General features: G+C 73.1%; 13 protein-coding genes. 12 read left to right on the forward strand and 1 reads right to left on the reverse strand.

All coding sequences use genetic code 11. The features are described from left to right. Positions 1-40 precede the first annotated feature (40 nt). From AC07FK_RS09045 to AC07FK_RS09100, 12 genes are all read left to right on the forward strand, one after another. Positions 41-1,384, forward strand: a complete 1,344-nt coding sequence (locus AC07FK_RS09045; protein ID WP_479103836.1) for an ABC transporter substrate-binding protein — start codon at positions 41-43, stop codon at positions 1,382-1,384. Between the two features lie 7 nt (positions 1,385-1,391). Further along, positions 1,392-2,339 (forward strand): carbohydrate ABC transporter permease, encoded by a 948-nt coding sequence (locus AC07FK_RS09050; RefSeq protein WP_479103837.1) that lies wholly within the window; start codon positions 1,392-1,394, stop codon positions 2,337-2,339. A 3-nt stretch (positions 2,340-2,342) separates the two neighbouring features. Next, positions 2,343-3,242, forward strand: a complete 900-nt coding sequence (locus AC07FK_RS09055; protein WP_479103839.1) for a carbohydrate ABC transporter permease — start codon at positions 2,343-2,345, stop codon at positions 3,240-3,242. Positions 3,243-3,250: 8 nt separating this feature from the next. Further along, the gene (locus AC07FK_RS09060) at positions 3,251-4,516 is read left to right on the forward strand and encodes a 6-phospho-beta-glucosidase (RefSeq protein ID WP_479103956.1); all 1,266 of its coding nucleotides are present in this window, start codon (positions 3,251-3,253) and stop codon (positions 4,514-4,516) included. Beyond that, entirely contained in the window at positions 4,507-5,478 is a 972-nt protein-coding gene (locus AC07FK_RS09065; protein ID WP_479103841.1) for an N-acetylglucosamine kinase, read from the forward strand. The genes AC07FK_RS09060 and AC07FK_RS09065 overlap by 10 nt, the downstream gene beginning before the upstream one ends. Before the next feature lie 229 nt (positions 5,479-5,707). Further along, positions 5,708-7,054: a hypothetical protein gene (locus AC07FK_RS09070; protein ID WP_479103843.1), complete on the forward strand. Its 1,347-nt coding sequence runs from the start codon at positions 5,708-5,710 to the stop codon at positions 7,052-7,054. A gap of 20 nt (positions 7,055-7,074) precedes the next feature. Further along, on the forward strand, positions 7,075-8,082 hold the full coding sequence (locus tag AC07FK_RS09075; RefSeq protein ID WP_479103844.1) for a glutamate ABC transporter substrate-binding protein: 1,008 nt from the start codon (positions 7,075-7,077) through the stop codon (positions 8,080-8,082). A gap of 111 nt (positions 8,083-8,193) precedes the next feature. Next, entirely contained in the window at positions 8,194-9,477 is a 1,284-nt protein-coding gene (locus AC07FK_RS09080; RefSeq protein ID WP_479103957.1) for a hypothetical protein, read from the forward strand. Continuing rightward, positions 9,474-12,101 (forward strand): serine/threonine-protein kinase, encoded by a 2,628-nt coding sequence (locus AC07FK_RS09085; RefSeq protein WP_479103845.1) that lies wholly within the window; start codon positions 9,474-9,476, stop codon positions 12,099-12,101. Before AC07FK_RS09080 ends, AC07FK_RS09085 begins: the two co-directional genes overlap by 4 nt. 3 nt (positions 12,102-12,104) lie before the next feature. After that, positions 12,105-13,376, forward strand: coding sequence for a PP2C family protein-serine/threonine phosphatase (locus AC07FK_RS09090; protein WP_479103846.1), 1,272 nt, complete (start codon positions 12,105-12,107; stop codon positions 13,374-13,376). A 112-nt stretch (positions 13,377-13,488) separates the two neighbouring features. Further along, entirely contained in the window at positions 13,489-14,856 is a 1,368-nt protein-coding gene (locus AC07FK_RS09095; RefSeq protein ID WP_479103848.1) for a vWA domain-containing protein, read from the forward strand. A 66-nt stretch (positions 14,857-14,922) separates the two neighbouring features. Beyond that, positions 14,923-16,119: an FHA domain-containing protein gene (locus AC07FK_RS09100; protein ID WP_479103850.1), complete on the forward strand. Its 1,197-nt coding sequence runs from the start codon at positions 14,923-14,925 to the stop codon at positions 16,117-16,119. Here the strand turns inward: AC07FK_RS09100 and AC07FK_RS09105 are convergent. Further along, positions 16,116-17,093, reverse strand: a complete 978-nt coding sequence (locus AC07FK_RS09105; RefSeq protein WP_479103851.1) for a methyltransferase domain-containing protein — start codon at positions 17,091-17,093, stop codon at positions 16,116-16,118. The two genes, AC07FK_RS09100 and AC07FK_RS09105, sit on opposite strands and share 4 nt — an antisense overlap. Between the last annotated feature and the right edge of the window lie 122 nt (positions 17,094-17,215).

Raw genomic sequence — 17,215 nt, forward strand, 5'->3', positions numbered from 1 at the left:
GTCCCCACCACCCCGTCCCCCGCCCCCTGGGAGCCTCGCCATGCGCAGAATCAGCGGAAACCGCCGTCTCGTCAGCTCAGCCGCCGCCGTCGCCGCGCTGTCCGTGCTCGCCACGGCGTGTACGGGCCAGCCGTCGTCCGGGGCGAACGACGACCCGGAGGCGAACACCACGATCACCTTCTGGCACGGCTGGAGCGCCCCGAGCGAGGTGAAGGCGATCCGGGCGAACGTCGACCGGTTCGAGGCGCGGCACAAGAACATCAAGGTGAACGTCGTCGGCAACATCAACGACGACAAGCTCAACCAGGCGCTGCGCGCGGGCGGTTCCAAGGGCCCGGACGTCGTCTCGTCCTTCACCACGTCCAACGTCGGGAAGTTCTGCTCGTCGGGCGCCTTCGCCGACCTCGGACCCTTCATCGAGCAGTCGGGGCTCGACCTCGAGAAGACCTTCCCGAAGGTGACGCTGGAGTACACGCAGTTCGAGGGCAAGCGGTGCGCGATGCCGCTGCTCGCCGACGCGTACGGCCTCTACTACAACAAGGACGCCTTCAAGAAGGCCGGCATCGAGGCGCCGCCGAAGACCATGTCGGAGCTGACGGCGGTCGCGAAGAAGCTGACGAAGACCAGGGGCGACAGTTACGAGCAGCTCGGCTTCATGCCGAACTACCACGGCTACGAGACGACCACCGAGCACTACATGGGCAGTTGGGACCAGCGGTACTTCGACGCCGACGGCAAGTCGAACATCGCCAAGGACCCGGCCTTCGCCGCCATGTTCCGGCAGCAGAAGAAGCTGGTCGACGAGCTCGGCGGCTACCGGAAGCTGGAGAAGTACCGCGGTACGTTCGGAGACGAGTGGGGCGCCAGGCACCCGTTCCACACCGGGCAGGTCGCGATGCAGATGGACGGCGAGTGGCGGCTGGGCATGACCGAGGACGCCAAGGTGCCGTTCGAGGTCGGTGTCGCCCCGATGCCCGTCGCCGACGACGAGGCCGACAGCTACGGCAAGGGCTTCCTGTCCGGCACGATCATGGGCATAGCCCCGGCGAGCAGGAAGCAGAACGCCGCCTGGGAACTGGTCAGGTTCATGACGACGGACACCGACGCCGTCGTGGAGTTCGCCAACGCGATCCGCAACGTGCCGTCCACCTTCGACGCGCTGAAGTCGCCGGGTCTCAAACTCGACCCGCGCTTCAAGACGTTCATGGACATCGCGCGGCACCCGAAGTCCAGCACTCCGGAGGGCGCGGTGAACGGGGCGACGTACCTCCTGACGATCCAGGACTTCGGCTACCAGTACGAGAAGGGCGCGGTGAAGGACCTCAAGGCGGGCCTGGAGAAGACCGCCGCGCAGATCGACACCGACATCGCGAAGGCGAAGTAGTCCGCCCATGAGGACGAGCACGCACACCCTGCGCTCGAAGCGCCGCAGATCGGCGCTGCGGACGGCGGCGTTCATGTCACCGTGGCTGGTCGGGTTCAGCGTCTTCTTCGCCTACCCGCTGCTGTCGACCGTCTATTTCTCCTTCACCCAGTACGACGGTTTCGGCGTCCCCCGGTTCAACGGGCTCGACAACTGGACGTGGGTCTTCGGCGACTACCCGATGTTCTGGCCGTCGCTGCGCAACACCCTGTGGCTCGTCCTGGTCATGGTCACCTGCCGGGTCGTCTTCGGACTGGGCGTCGGCCTGCTGATCACCAGGATCAAGACGGGTACGGGCCTCTTCCGCACCCTCTTCTACCTGCCGTTCCTGGCGCCGCCCGTCGCCGCGACCCTCGCCTTCGTCTTCCTCCTGAACCCGGGGACGGGCCCGGTCAACGCCGTCCTCGGGGACCTCGGACTGCCCGCCCCGGGCTGGTTCAACGACGCGTCCTGGTCGAAGCCGGCGCTCACCGCGCTGGCGGTGTGGGGCATCGGCGACCTGATGGTCATCTTCATGGCCGCGCTGCTCGACGTGCCGAAGGAGCAGTACGAGGCGGCGGAGCTCGACGGCGCGTCCGCGCTGCAGCGCTTCCGCTTCGTCACGCTGCCGAACATCTCGCCGATCGTGCTGTTCGCGGTCGTCACCGGCGTGATCCAGACCATGCAGTACTACACGCAGCCCCTGGTGGCGGGGAAGGTCGCGTCCGGCGTGATCGGCGGCTCGGGCCAGCAGTTCGAGCCCGGCTACCCCGACCAGTCGACGCTGACCCTCCCCCAGCTCGTCTACAACCTGGGCTTCCAGCGCTTCGACTACGGGGCGGCGTGCGTGGTCGCGCTCGTGCTGTTCGCCCTGGCCATGGCCTTCACCGCGCTGCTGATGCGGCGGCGCGGCGGCATCCTCCAGGCAGGTGAGTGACGCATGACGCACCTTCTCGACCGGCCGGTGAAGACGCCGGTGAGCGCCGCCGCGACCCCTTCCGGGCGCGCCGCCCGCCGCAGGGCGCTGCTGCACTGGATCGCCGTCCACGCGCTGGGCGTCGCGGCCGCGCTCTTCTTCGTGCTGCCGTTCGTCTTCGTCGTCCTCACGTCGCTGATGAACGACCAGCAGGCGCTGACCCGCGACCTGACGCCCGACACCTGGGAATGGGGCAACTACGTCCGGGTGTTCGAGACGCCGGGGTTTCTGACCTGGTGGCGGAACACCCTGCTGTACGCCGGGCTCGGCACCGTGCTGACGGTGGCGTCCTCCCTACCGGTGGCGTACGCGCTCGCCACGTTCCGCTTCCGGGGCCGCCGCCTGTCGCTGATGCTCGTCGTCTCGATGATGATGCTGCCGCCGCAGGTCGTCGTCATCCCGATGTACCTGTTCTGGGCGAAGCAGCTCGACCTGTCGGGCACGCTGTGGCCGCTGATCATCCCGATGGCGTTCGGTGACGCCTTCTCGATCTTCCTGCTGCGGCAGTTCCTGCTGACCATCCCCGCCGAGTACCTGGACGCGGCGAGGGTCGACGGCTGCGGCGAGCTGCGGACGCTGATCCGGGTCGTGCTGCCGATGGCCAGGCCGGGCATCGCGGCGGTCGCCCTGTTCCAGTTCTTCTACGCCTGGAACGACTACTTCGGACCGCAGATCTACGCCTCCGAGAACCCGGCCGCCTGGACGCTCTCGTACGGACTCGAATCCTTCAAGGGCGCGCACCACACCGACTGGAACCTGACCATGGCCGCGACCGTACTGGTCATGGCCCCTGTGATCGTCGTCTTCTTCTTCGCCCAGAAGGCGTTCGTCGAAGGCGTCACACTGACCGGAGTGAAGGGCTGATGACCGGCATGAAGCTCGCTGTAGTGGGTGGCGGTTCCACGTACACCCCGGAACTGATCGACGGCTTCGCGCGTCTGCGGGACACCCTGCCGATCGAGGAGCTCGTGCTCGTCGACCCGGCCGCCGACCGCCTCGACCTGGTGGGCGGGCTCGCCCGCCGCATCTTCGCCAAGCAGGGCCACCCTGGCCGCGTCACCACCACCTCCGACCTGGACGCGGGCGTCGCGGACGCCGACGCGGTGCTGCTCCAGCTCCGGGTCGGCGGCCAGGCGGCGCGCGAGCGGGACGAGACGTGGCCGCTGGAGTGCGGCTGCGTCGGGCAGGAGACGACGGGCGCGGGCGGTCTCGCGAAGGCGCTGCGTACGGTCCCGGTCGTCCTGGACATCGCTGAGCGGGTACGCCGCGCGAACCCGGACGCGTGGATCATCGACTTCACCAACCCGGTGGGCATCGTGACGCGCGCGCTGCTCCAGGCCGGCCACAAGGCGGTCGGGCTGTGCAACGTCGCGATCGGCTTCCAGCGGAAGTTCGCGAAGCTGCTGGACGTGGCGCCCGCCGACGTCCACCTGAACCACGTGGGCCTCAACCACCTCAGCTGGGAGCTGGGGGTGCGCCTCGGCGGCCCGGACGGCGAGGACGTGCTGCCGGGGCTGCTCGCCGAGCACGGTGACGCGATCGCCGGCGACCTGCGGCTGCCGCGCGCGGTGCTCGACCGCCTCGGCGTCGTCCCCTCCTACTACCTGCGCTACTTCTACGCGCACGACGAGGTCGTGCGGGAGCTGAGGACGAAGCCGTCGCGGGCCGCCGAGGTGGCGCGGATGGAGGCGGAGCTGCTGGCCCTGTACGGCGATCCGGCGCTGGCCGAGAAGCCCGCGCTGCTCGCGCGGCGCGGAGGCGCGTTCTACTCGGAGGCGGCGGTGGACCTGGCGGCCTCCCTGCTGGGCGACGGCGGCAGCCCGGTGCAGGTCGTCAACACGTACAACAACGGCACCCTGCCGTTCCTCGCGGACGACGCGGTGATCGAGGTACAGGCGCGGGTGGACCGGACAGGCGCCACCCCGCTGGCTGTGCCCGAGCTGGACCCGCTCTACGCGGGACTCGTCGCCAACGTGACGGCGTACGAGGACCTGGCGCTGGAGGCGGCGCTGCGCGGCGGACGCGACCGCGTCTTCCGGGCGCTGCTCGCGCACCCCCTGATCGGGCAGTTCGAGTACGCCGACGGGCTCACCGACCGGCTGATCGCGCACAACCGGGAGCACCTGGCGTGGGCGTGAGCGCGGCGGTCGTCGCCATCGACGCGGGCAACAGCAAGACGGACGTGGCGGTCGTCGGGGCGGACGGCGCGGTCCTGTCCACCGCGCGCGGCGATGGCTTCCAGCCGCCGGTGGTCGGGGTGCGGGCGGCCGTCGACGCGCTGGCGGAGACGGTGGGCCGGGCGCTGGCGGAGGCGGGCGTGGACGGCCCGGCCGGGCACGTCTCCGCCTGCCTCGCCAACGCCGATCTGCCGGTCGAGGAAGCGGAGTTGCAGACGGCCGTGCACGCGCGCGGCTGGGGGCGCACGACGGAGGTCCGCAACGACACGTTCGCCATCCTGCGGGCGGGGGTCGACGAACCGCGCGGGGTGGCGGTGGTCTGCGGGGCCGGCATCAACTGCGTCGGCATGCTGCCGGACGGGCGCACCGCCCGGTTTCCCGCGATCGGCCGGCTCTCCGGCGACTGGGGCGGCGGCGGCGGGCTTGCGGACGAGGCCCTGTGGTTCGCGGCGCGGGCGGAGGACGGCCGGGGGGAGCCCACGGAGCTGGCGCGGGCGCTGCCTGCGCACTTCGGGCTGGGGTCGATGTACGCGCTGATCGAGGCGCTGCACCTGGGGCACATCGCGCCGGGGCGGCGGCACGAACTGGCGCCCGTGCTGTTCGCGGTCGGCGCGGCGGGGGACCCGGTCGCCCGGTCGATCGTCGACCGGCAGGCACAGGAGGTCGTCGCGATGGCCGCCGTGGCGCTGGCCCGCCTGGACCTGCTCGGAGAGGAGGCGCCGGTGGTGCTGGGCGGCAGCGTCCTGGCGGCCCGCCATCCGGCGCTCGACGCCCGCGTCACGCAGCTGATGGCGGACCGGGCTCCGAAGGCGGTGCTCCGCGTAGTGACGGCCCCTCCGGTGCTGGGCGCGGCCCTCCTGGGCCTGGACCGCACGGGCGCTCCGCCCGGCGCGTACGCACGGCTGCGGGCACGGTACGCGTAGGGGGCGCGGGCCGGACGCCGCGGCGGGAGACCGGGGCGGGATCCGGCTACAGGGGGCCCGCGGGGGGGGAACCGCGGCGGCGCGTTCCGCGTGTACGGGGAGGGGAGTTCAGTACGCGTGAAGCCGTGATCGGGCACAAGATCGCGCCAACCCTGGTGTGGATACCGGTCCCTGCGGCCATACTGCTTGCCGGGCACGGCGAACCGTCAATGACCGAGGGGGAGGTCACGTGGCACACCCGCCGCATGTGCGCGAGGCGCAACCGCCCGCGCGCACCGCGTGGGCGGAGGGCGTGGACCGGCTGCGCGCCGGCGCCACGACCGAGCCCGGCCGGCTGCGCGTCATCGGCGCGTTCGTGGCCGCCCTCGTCGTCGCGTTCGGCGCGGTGACCGCCTGGGAGGTCTCCCAGCGCGCGACCGCCGCCGGGAACGTGGTGACCCGCAGCCAGCCCCTGAGCGCCGACGCCGCCAGCATCTACCGCTCCCTCGCCGACGCCGACTCCGCCGCCGCGAGCGGGTTCCTCGCCGGCGCGCAGGAGCCGAAGGACCTGCGCGAGCGGTACGAGGACGACATCGCGACCGCGTCCGCCCTGCTGGCGAAGGCCGCGTCCCACACGGACAGCACCAGCGCCTCCGGACGCGAGATCGCCGCCCTCAACACCCAGCTTCCGCAGTACACGGGCCTGGTGGAGCGGGCCCGCGCCAACAACCGGCTCGGCCTTCCGCTCGGCGGCGCCTACCTGCGGTACGCGAACGAGCGCATGACCACCAAGCTGCTGCCGGCCGCCGAGCGGCTCTACACGGCGGAGACGAGCACGCTCGGCGAGGACTACGAGGACGCCCGCGCCTGGCCGTTCGTCGGACTCGGGCTCGGGGTGCTGGCACTGGGCGGTCTGACCTGGGCCCAGCGGCGCAACTACCGGCGCACGAACCGGGTGTTCAACCACGGCCTGCTGGCCGCCGGCGTCACCTCGGCCGTCGTCCTGCTGTGGCTCGGCATCGGCCACGTCATGGCGCGGTCCGAGCTGGAGGACGCCATGGCCCACGGCCAGAAGTCGCTGGAAGTCCTCAACGACGCGCGCATCACCTCGCTCAACGCCCGCGCCAACGAGAACCTCACCCTGGTAGCACGCGGCGCCGTACTGGCCGCCGACGGCAAGCAGGACCTGTACGAATCACAGTACGCCGACGGCATGAAGGAACTGGGGCAGCGCCTCACCCAGGCCGGAGCGCTCGCCGACGACCCGCAGGGCGCCGCACCGGTCGAGGACGCGACCGCCAAGGCCGACGAGTGGCTGAAGCGGCACACCGTCGCCCGCGCCACCGACGACGACGGCGACTACGAGGGCGCCCTGGCCAAGGTCATCGGCGCCAAGGGCTCCACCGGCGAGTGCTTCAACGGGGTCGACGCGGCGCTGGAGAAGGCCCTCGCGCACGAGCAGGCGGAGTTCACGCGGGCGGCCGAAAGCAGCCGGGGCGCGCTCACCGGGCTGCCGCTCGGCGCCGCGATCCTGGCGGTGCTGGGCGCGGCGGCCGCCGTCGTCGGCATCGGGCGCAGGCTTTCGGAGTACAGGTGATACGGGTGGGAGGAGGCGCGGTGACCAGGACGGGCAGCCGGAACGGCGGCACGGGCGGCAGGCTGCGCGGCTGGGGCGGAGTGGCCGGGATGGCCGCTGCCTGCGCGCTGACGGCCGCCGCGACGCTGCTGCCGCTCTCCCACGGCGCCGGGGACGGGCACGGCTCGGACGCGGCGGGACAGGGTGTGGCGCGGGCGGTCACCGCGCGGGCCGACGCCTGCGAGGACCCCGAGGCCAGTCTGCGGCCGTCGGCCGCGGACGGGCCCGCCGTCGAGAAGATCAAGGCGCGGGGCAGGCTGATCGCCGGCGTCGACCAGAACAGCTTCCGCTGGGGCTACCGCAACCCGGCCGACGGCGACCTCGAAGGCTTCGACATCGACCTGGTGCGCGCCGTCGCGGAGGACATCCTCGGCGACCCCGACAAGGTCGTCTACCGTGCCATACCGACCAACCAGCGGATCCTCGCCCTCCAGGAGGGCAGGGTCGACGTCGTCGTCAGGACGATGACGGTCAACTGCGCCCGCATCAAGGACGTCGCGTTCTCCACCGCGTACTTCCAGGCGGGGCAGCAGGTGCTCGCCCCCGAGAAGTCGGCGGTCACCGGCTACGACTCGTCGCTCGCCGGCAAGAGGGTCTGCACGGCGAAGGGCTCCACGGCGTACGACGCCCTGGCCGCGAAGTCGTTCGGCGCGAAGTTCGAGGGGCTCACCGTGTCCAACCAGCTGGACTGCCTGGTGCGGCTCCAGCTCGGCGAGGTCGACGCCGTGGTGACGGACAACGCCCTGGCGGCCGGCCAGGCGGCGCAGGACCCGGCGGTCGAGCTCAAAGGCGAACCGTTCACTCGCGAGTACTACGGCATCGCGACGAAGCTCGGCAACGACGACCTGGTCCGGCGGCTGAACCACGTCCTGGACGGCTACCGCGAGGGCGGGGAGGACGGCCGCTGGATGCGGGCGTACGCCAAATGGCTGAAGGAGGACCTGCCGGGCATCAAGAAGCCGCCGGAGCCGAAGTACCGGGACAATTGAGCCGGTTGGATGCTGGGCAGAACGACACGAGGCAGTACATCGGAGCACATCGCAACACATGAAGCGGAGAGGTGATCGATGAGCGTGGCGGCGGGTGCCACCGGGCCGGTGATGGACCGGGACGAGGTGGACCGTGCGCTGGCACGGCTCGGCGCGGAGTACGAGGCCATCGAGACCTCGCTCCTCGCGCTCCAGGACCACGCGGGCCGCAGGCTGCTGGAGGGCGCCGAGCTGACGGGCGTCACGCTGGAACGCTGGAACGCCACCGAGCCAGCCATCACCCTGCTGTGGTCGTACTTCGACACGTACAGCGCCGCCCTGCGCGCCGCCCGTGAACTGCGGGCCCGGCGGCGCCTTCCCAGCCGTACGGACCTGGCCGAGCTGACCGACATCCTGCGTGGCGAGAGCGTGACCGTGGCGGGCAGCCCCTCCGCCCACGTCCAGCCGTCGATCACCGGACCGGCCAGGCTCTCCGAGCACATCACGCTGGCGGCCCTGGTGTCCCGGATGAACGACCTGTACGCGAGGTCGCTCGACATGGTCGTGACGGCGGACGCGGTGTGGTCCGCGCTGCCCGCCCGGATCGACCTCCTCGCGGCGGAGCTCCAGCGCACCCGCTCGCTGGCGCACTCCGTCGGCGTACGCCCGGGTGAGCACCCGTCCGGCGACGACCTGGAGGACATCACGCACGAGCTGAAGGCACTGCGGGCCCAGGTGGTGACCGACCCGCTCGCGTTCTGGCGTCCGGGGCTGGGCAGTTCGGCTCCGGGCGGCGGCCGCCCCGACACCGAGCGCTACGACCGGGCGGCCCGCGCCCTGGAGGACGTGCGGCGCGAGATCGACGCGGTCCTGACCGTACGGCAGGACGCCGAGCAGCGGCTGGTCCGGCTGCGGGACGTGCTCTCGCGCGCGGACCGCACGCTGACCGAGGCCAGATCGGCGCGCGGCGAGGTGCTGGCGAAGATCGCCGCGTCGGAGGTCCCGGCCGTCGGGGGTCCGCCCACCGCGCTCCAGGAGCGGCTGGTGCTGGCGGCCGACTACCGCAGGCACGCCCAGTGGCACCGGCTCTCGCCGCTCCTGGAGTCCCTGGAGCGCGAGGCGGAGGACGAACTGCTGCGCGCCCGCGAGTCGTTGACGGCCGTCACCGCGCCGCTGGCGGTGCGGGCCGAGCTGCGGGGCCGGCTGGACGCGTACAAGGCGAAGGTCGCCCGGCACGGCATGGCCGAGGACCCGCTGCTGATCGAGCGGTACGACGCGGCCCGCCGCATGCTGTGGAGCGCGCCGTGCGACCTGCGGGTCGCCGAGCAGGCGGTGCTGCGGTACCAGCAGGCCGCTGCGGAAGTCCTGGTTCCACGGGCGGCCGGGCCCGGCGACCACACGGGGAGCCCTTCATGAGCCAGTGCCTGCGCCCCGGTTGCGGGGGTGCGTACGAGGACATGGGCGGCGGCGAGTTCTACTGCGGCACCTGCGGTCTCGCGCCGGTCGCCGCCTCCGTGGGGTCTCCCCCGTCCGAGCACGGCCGGGAACCCGGCGAAGGCATGCTGTCGTCCCCGCCGACCGGGATCGCGGCCGGCGGCCACGGCGGCGGGGGCGGCGACAGCTCGTCCGCGCGCAGCGGTTCGGCGGCCTCGTCGCGGTCCTCCTCCCGCTCGTCGCGGTCGTCCACGTCGCGCCGCTCGGTCTCGGGCCGCCTCTCCCGCTCCCTGTCGGGCGCGTCCGCTTCCCGGTCGGTCTCGGTCCGCAGCTCCGGCGCGTCGTCGAGCGCGTCCGGGCGCAACCGGCTGGGCGCGGGCCTGGTGTCCGTGCCGGACGTGCCGCGCCCGGATCCGCAGTCCGCCGTGATGACGAACCCGGAGGTGCCCGAGCGCAAGCGGTTCTGTTCGCGCTCCGACTGCGGGGCGCCGGTGGGGCGTTCGCGCGGGGACCGGAAGGGGCGTACCGAGGGCTTCTGCACGAAGTGCGGGCATCCGTACTCCTTCGTGCCGAAGCTGGGCGCGGGCGACATCGTCCACGGCCAGTACGAGGTGCTGGGCTGCCTGGCGCACGGGGGCCTGGGCTGGGTCTACCTGGCGGTGGACCGCGCGGTGTCGGACCGGTGGGTCGTGCTCAAGGGCCTGCTGGACACGGGCGACCAGGACGCGATGGCGGCGGCGATCTCCGAGCGGCGCTTCCTCGCCGAGATCGAGCACTCCAACATCGTCCGCATCTACAACTTCGTCGAGCACCTCGACCAGCGCACCGGCTCCCTGGACGGGTACATCGTCATGGAGTACGTCGGCGGCAAGTCGCTCAAGGAGATCGCCAACGAGCGGCGCGGCCCGACGGGCAGGCGGGACCCGCTCCCGGTCGAGCAGGCGTGCGCGTACGGCATCGAGGCGCTGGAGGCGCTGGGGCACCTGCACAGCCGCAACCTGCTGTACTGCGACTTCAAGGTCGACAACGCCATCCAGCAGCAGGACCAGCTGAAGCTCATCGACATGGGCGCGGTCCGCCGCATGGACGACGACGAGAGCGCGATCTACGGCACGGTGGGCTACCAGGCGCCCGAGGTCGCCGGGGTCGGCCCGTCCGTCGCCTCCGACCTCTACACGGTGGCGCGCACCCTGGCCGTGCTGACCTTCGACTTCCAGGGCTACACGAACGTCTTCGCGGACAGCCTGCCCGACCCCGGCCACATCGAGGTCTTCCGGCGGTACGAGTCCTTCTACCGGCTCCTGGTACGGGCGACGGACCCCGACCCGGCGCGGCGGTTCGCCTCGGCGGCGGAGATGGCGGAGCAGCTGACGGGCGTGCTGCGGGAGGTCGTGGCGCTCCAGACGGGCCGTCCGCGCCCGGCGCTCTCCACGCTGTTCGGTCCGGAACTGCGGGTTCCCGACACCCAGTTGTTCGCCGAGCTGACGGGGGACGTGTCGCTGCTGGGCGGCCGGGTGGTCCCGGCGGGCCGCCGGGCGCGGCGCGCGGCGGCGGCCGGCACGGCGCCCCACCCCGCCACGCAGGCCGCCGTGCCCGCACCCGTCACCGTGCCCGGGGCCGTCGCGCCGCCGGGGGCCGCCCCCGGGGTCGGGCCGGGCGGCGTACCGGTGCTCACATCGTTCCTCGCGCCGCTGAGGACGGCGGCGACCGCGCTGGCGCTGCCGGTGCCGCGGGTCGACCCGGACGACCCCAACGCCGGTTTCCTCGCGGGCCTGCTGGCGTCCGCGCCGGCGGAGCTCGTGGCCGCGCTCCGGTCCGCCCCGGCGGACTCCGTCGAGCGCCGGCTGCGCGAGCTGCGGGCGCGGCTGGAGATGGACGAACAGGCGGCCGCCGCCCAGGCGTTGCGCGCTCTGGAGCACGAGCACCCGGACGACTGGCGGGTCGTCTGGTACCGGGGCGTCGCGTCCCTCGCCTCGGGGGACGACGAGAACGCCGCCCTGTCCTTCGACGCGGTCTACGACGCGTTCCCCGGCGAGGCCGCGCCCAAGCTCGCCCTGGCCGTCTGCGCCGAAGTCCTCGGACAGCTCGACAACGCCGCCGAGTACTACCGCCTCGTATGGGCGACCGACCCGAGTTACGTGAGCGCCGCCTTCGGTCTCGCCCGTGTGCTGCTCGCGGCGGGCGACAGGCAGGGCGCCGTGCGCACGCTGGAGTCCGTGCCCGAGTCGTCGATCCACTACACGGCGGCCCGGGTCGCCGCCGTACGCGCGCGCCTTCGCCGGTGCGCCGCGCGGGAGGCGCTCCTCGACGACCTGACGGCGGCGGCCGCCCAGGTGGAGGCACTGGAGCAGTTCGGACTCGACGCCGTACGCCGGGAGCAGCTGTCCACCGAGGTGCTGGGCGCCGCGCTGGACTGGGTACTCTCCGGGGGGCACGGGGCTCGCCCCGCGCAGACCGCGCTGCTCGGCAGCCAACTGGACGAGCGCGGCCTGCGCTTCGGTCTGGAACGCTCGTACCGGGTGCTCGCCCGGCTCGCGCAGCGCGGCGAGGAAAGGATCGACCTGGTGGAACGGGCCAACCGTTTCCGCCCCCGGACCTGGGTGTGAAAGATGTCGCAGATGCGCCGGCTGCCTGCTGAGCCGAACTGCCCCGGCTGTGAAGAGCCGCTGGGGCCCGGGGACCTGTTCTGCGGGGCGTGCGGGTACGACCTGTCCGCCCTGGCGCAGGCTCCGGTGGACCAGCCCACGGTGGCCATCACGGTGCCGCCCGCGGCGGGCGCGGAGCGGCCCGCGGCCGTACGGCACGACGATCCCCCCGGGGCGGCGGCCGGGTCCGGCGACTTCGTCCTGGCGGCGCCCGGTTCCGTGCCCCCGCCGCCGGAGGCCGAGCCGCAGCCGGTCGACCCGCGTTCCGTCGTGCCGGAGCCGGCGCCCGCGTCCGGCACGGGCGTGAAGGTGTGCGTCGCGTGCCGCACCGGCCGGATCGACGAGGACGGCTACTGCGAGAACTGCGGGCACGCGCAGCCCCGCGAGCGCGACCACATGGAGCAGGAACTGGACGCGGTGGCCGCCGTCAGCGACCGGGGCCTGCGCCACCACCGCAATGAGGACGCGTTCGCGGTCTCGGCGGCCGCCCTGCCCGACGGGTCGCCCGCCGTCGTCGCGATCGTCTGCGACGGCGTGTCGTCGGCGACCCGGCCGGACGAGGCGTCGGCGGCCGCCGCGACCGCCGCGAACGAGTCCCTGCTGGACGCCCTGCCGCGCGGCACGCATCCGCAGCAGGCGATGCACGACGCGATCGTCGCGGCGGCCGAGTCGGTCAACCTGCTGGCCGGGGAGACGGACGACGGCCCGGAGCACGATCCGCACCGGCACACGAACGCGCCCGCCTGCACCCTGGTCGGCGCGATCGTGGCGAGCGGTCTGCTCGTGGTCGGCTGGGTCGGCGACAGCCGCGTCTACTGGGTGCCCGACGACCGCACCGCGCCGCCCGCCCGTCTCACCGAGGACGACTCGTGGGCGGCCCAGATGGTGGCCGCCGGCCTGATGGGCGAGGCGGAGGCGTACGCCGACGAGCGGGCCCACGCGATCACGGGCTGGCTGGGCGCCGACGCGTACGAACTGGAGCCCCACACCGCTTCCTTCAAGCCGGACCGGCCGGGCGTGGTCGTGGTGTGCACCGACGGCCTGTGGAACTACGCGGAGGCGGCGCACGAGATGGCGCGGGCCGCGCCGGCCGACGCCGCCGCCCGGCCGCTGCACTGCGCCCAGGTGCTGGTGGGGCACGCGCTCGACGCCGGGGGCCACGACAACGTAACAGTGGCGGTGCTGCCGTTCGCCACGGCGGAGCAAGGGGCAGGATCGGCCTACGGCACGGCGTAAGGCCCCCGGAACTCCGACCGCACGTCACTCACCCACCGCCTCGACCGCCCGCACCGCCTCTCGCGTGGAGGGGCGTGGAGCGATTCCGTCCGCCCCGAGGAGCCGATTGACCATGGCGAACTTCTCCAAGTCGCGTGTGCCGCAGTTCTCCGTCGACGTCTACCAGAACGAGTACCTGCCGGAGGGCGGCCGTGAGGTCAACGCGATCGTGACGGTGACCTCCACCGGGGGCGGCACGAGCGGAGCCTCCGGGCTGGTCTCCGGGGCCTCGCCCGGGTGCATACCGGCGGGGCTGGCGCCGGGCGGGCCGGGCGCCGCGGTGGTGATCATGATCGACTGCTCGGGGTCGATGGAGTACCCGCCGACCAAGATGCGCAACGCGCGGGAGGCCACGGCGGCCGCCGTCGACACCTTGCGCGACGGTGTCGCCTTCGCGGTCGTCAGCGGTACGCACCAGGCCGCGGAGGTCTACCCGGGCAACGGGCGCCTCGCGACCGCGAGCCAGGTGACCAGGGCGCAGGCCAAGGAGGCCGTGCACGGCCTGACCGCGGGCGGCGGCACGGCGATCAGCACCTGGCTGCGCCTGGCCGACCAGTTGCTCGCCGGGGCGGACGTGACCATCCGGCACGGCGTCCTGCTGACCGACGGGCGCAACGAGCACGAGTCGCCCAGGCACCTGCAGAACGCGCTGGAAGCCTGCACGGGCCGCTTCACCTGTGACGCGCGCGGCGTCGGCACGGACTGGGACGTCAAGGAGGTCACCGGCATCGCCTCGGCGCTGCTCGGCACGGCCGAGATCGTCGCCGACCCCAGGGGCCTGGCGGCGGACTTCACGCAGATGACGGAGAAGGCGATGGGCAAGGAGGTCGCGGACGTGGCCCTGCGGCTGTGGACGCCCGTCGGCGTGGAGATCCGGTTCGTGAAGCAGGTCGCGCCCGCCGTCGAGGACCTGACCGGGCGGCGCACGGAGGCGGGGCCGCGCGCCGGTGACTACCCGACGGGCTCCTGGGGCGACGAGTCCCGCGACTACCACGTGTGCGTGCGGGTCCCGGAGGCCGGCATCGGCCAGGAGATGCTCGCGGCCCGGGTCTCCCTCGTCCTCCCGGACCCTGCGGGCGGTACGCCGCAGACCCTGTCCCAGGGGCTCGTACGGGCGGTGTGGACGGACGACATGGCCGCGTCCACCTCCATCAACCCCCAGGTGGCGCACTACACGGGCCAGGCCGAACTGGCGCAGGTCGTCCAACAGGGGCTGGATGCACGCAAGTCGGGCGATTTCGACGGAGCGACGGCGAAACTGGGGCGCGCGGTGCAGTTGGCGGCCGCTTCGGGGAACGCGGACACCGCGAAACTGCTTTCGAAGGTGGTGGACGTCGTCGACGCGACGACAGGTACTGTGCGACTGAAAGCGAAGGTCGCGGAAGCGGACGAGATGACCCTCGAAACGCGCTCGACCAAGACAGTTCGCGTCAAGAAGTAACCATAAAGCTGCAAGAAGTACCGATTTGCGGCCTTCGGGCCGGACGAGAGAGGGGGAAGCGCCGACATGCCGACCTGCCCGAACGGACACCAGTCGGGTTCCGACGACTGGTGCGAGGTCTGCGGCCATCGCATGGCCGGCGCCGTGCCGCCGCCTCCCCCGCCGCCGCCCGCCCCCGGTTACGGCTACCCGCAGGGCCCGGGATCCGGGTCCGCTCCCGGTCCCGGATCGGGTTACGGCTTCCCGCCCCCCGGGCCGGACGCGACCGCGCAGGCGGAGATCTGCCCGCAGTGCCGCACGCCGCGCGAGGCGATGGCCCCGTTCTGTGAGGAGTGCCGCTGGAACTACCTCACCAACACGGCGACCTCCTACACACCCGTGGCCCCGCAGAACTCCGGCCCCGCTTCCGACCTCAACCTGCCGCCCGGCTTCCAGGCCCGGCCGCAGGGCCGGCCGCCGCAGGGCCCGCCGCCCGCGTACGAGTACCAGGGCTCGCGCCCGTCACAGGTGAACCGGCCGGCCGAGCCGCTCGCGCCCGAGCCGTCGGGCCGCCAGGGGCCGCCGCCCGGCTTCCAGCAGCCGCCGTTCCAGCAGCAGCAGCCGGGTCCGCCGCCGTCGTTCCAGCAGCAGGCACCGCACGCGCCGCCGCAGCACCAGCAGCCGCCGGCTCCCCCGCAGCGGGAGCGCAACGGCGAGGACGACTGGATGCTGCCCCCGCCGTCGCAGCAGCAGCGTCCGCAGCACCAGCAGCACCACCTTCAGCAGCAGCCGCAGCACCAGCAGCAGCCTCACCAGCAGCAGGCGCCCCAGCAGGCTCAGCCCCCGCAGCAGCAGTTCCAGGGGCAGCCGCCCGCTCCGGCCGGCTGGACCGCGACCGTGGGCCCCGACCGCGAGTACTTCATGGCGATGATGCAGCGCAGCGGCCCCGACGCGGCGGGCCTCAACCTGCCCGCGTACTCGCCCGCGCAGCAGCGCCCGCTCACGGGCAACCAGGTCACCATCGGCCGCCGCCGCCACAGCACGGGCGAGGCGCCGGACATCGACCTGTCCGTGCCGCCGGAGGACCCGGGCGTCTCGCACCAGCACGCGGTCCTGGTCCAGCAGCCCGACGGCTCCTGGGCGGTCGTCGACCAGAACTCGACGAACGGCACCACGGTGAACGGCGCCGAGGACCCGATCCAGCCGTACGTGCCGGTCCCGCTCCAGGACGGCGACCGCGTCCACGTGGGCGCCTGGACGACGATCACGGTCCGCAGGGGTTAGGAAGTCCCGGCCGGCCGGCCCAGGGGCCACGCGTAGGGGCCTCTCGGGTCGTCCAGCCACGCCCATTCCCCGGTCTCGGTGATCGTGACGCCGAAGCGCTCCCTCGGCGGCCGGTGCTCGCGGTGCCACAGCGTGAGTACCTCGTGCGGGTCCATGCTGCCCGCGGTCAGGGCGAGCATGAAGCGGAACAAGTCGTTCTCCACCGCGCGCCGGGGCAGCCCGCCCGTGTGCCCCGGCGCCGCCCCGTCCACCGCTCCGCGCAGCGGGACGAAGTACGCGGGCGTGTGCAGGAAGCGCCCCTCGGCGTGCGTGGCGTCCCGTACGTCCAGCGCGATCAGGCCGGTCATCAGCGGCGCCAGGATCCGCGCCCCCGGCCGGCACTGCGAGAGCCAGGCGCGCGGCACCGACGGCAGGGCGCAGGTCGCGATGATCCGGTCGAAGGGGGCCCGGGCGGGACAGCCGAGCGCGCCGTCGCCGGTGACCACCGCCGGGCGGTGGCCGGCCGCCTCCAGGTGCCTGCGCGCCGACTCGGTGATCTCCGGTTCGAGGTCCACCGTGGTGACCAGCCGGTCGCCGAGGCGGTGCGCGAGCAGCGCCGCGTTGTACCCGGTGCCCGCGCCGATCTCCAGCACGGCGTGCCCGTCCCGTACGTCGAGTTCGTCCAGCATCTCCGCCATCAGCGACGGCTGGCTGCTGGAGGAGACGAGTTCGCTCCCGCGCACGCGTGTGGCCAGCGGGGTGTCCGAGTACACCCCGCGCAGCCACCGCTCCCGGCGCTCGGGGTCGGGGTCCTCACCCCACAGCCGCTGGTGACCCCCCGGGCCGGCGACGTAGTAGTACGGCACGAACAGGTGGCGCGGGACCTCGGCGAAGGCCGCGCGCCAGGCGGGGTCGCCGAGGACGCCGGCCGCCGCCATCTCCCGTACCAGCGCCGCGCGTGCCTCGGCGTACGTGTCCGTGTGAGGTGCGCCCATAGGCCCACTGTCGCGCGGCGGGGGCCGTGAGGCGAGTGGCTGGGGGCGGGGCGGCGGCCGTCGTGGCCGGGAACGGCCGGGGCCGGTCCTGGTCCTTAGGTCGTCGGCCGGTCCGTCTGAGA

It is taken from the genome of Streptomyces sp. NPDC046122, assembly GCF_056429965.1.

Excerpts from the sequence above, each read along its gene's own strand:
- AC07FK_RS09080 (WP_479103957.1), top strand. The coding sequence starts at position 8,194 with ATGGACCGGGACGAGGTGGACCGTGCGCTGGCACGGCTCGGCGCGGAG.
- AC07FK_RS09060 (WP_479103956.1), top strand. The coding sequence starts at position 3,251 with ATGAAGCTCGCTGTAGTGGGTGGCGGTTCCACGTACACCCCGGAACTG.
- AC07FK_RS09055 (WP_479103839.1), top strand. The coding sequence starts at position 2,343 with ATGACGCACCTTCTCGACCGGCCGGTGAAGACGCCGGTGAGCGCCGCC.
- AC07FK_RS09105 (WP_479103851.1), bottom strand. The coding sequence starts at position 17,093 with ATGGGCGCACCTCACACGGACACGTACGCCGAGGCACGCGCGGCGCTG.
- AC07FK_RS09095 (WP_479103848.1), top strand. The coding sequence starts at position 13,489 with ATGGCGAACTTCTCCAAGTCGCGTGTGCCGCAGTTCTCCGTCGACGTC.
- AC07FK_RS09045 (WP_479103836.1), top strand. The coding sequence starts at position 41 with ATGCGCAGAATCAGCGGAAACCGCCGTCTCGTCAGCTCAGCCGCCGCC.
- AC07FK_RS09085 (WP_479103845.1), top strand. The coding sequence starts at position 9,474 with ATGAGCCAGTGCCTGCGCCCCGGTTGCGGGGGTGCGTACGAGGACATG.
- AC07FK_RS09100 (WP_479103850.1), top strand. The coding sequence starts at position 14,923 with ATGCCGACCTGCCCGAACGGACACCAGTCGGGTTCCGACGACTGGTGC.
- AC07FK_RS09050 (WP_479103837.1), top strand. The coding sequence starts at position 1,392 with ATGAGGACGAGCACGCACACCCTGCGCTCGAAGCGCCGCAGATCGGCG.
- AC07FK_RS09090 (WP_479103846.1), top strand. The coding sequence starts at position 12,105 with ATGTCGCAGATGCGCCGGCTGCCTGCTGAGCCGAACTGCCCCGGCTGT.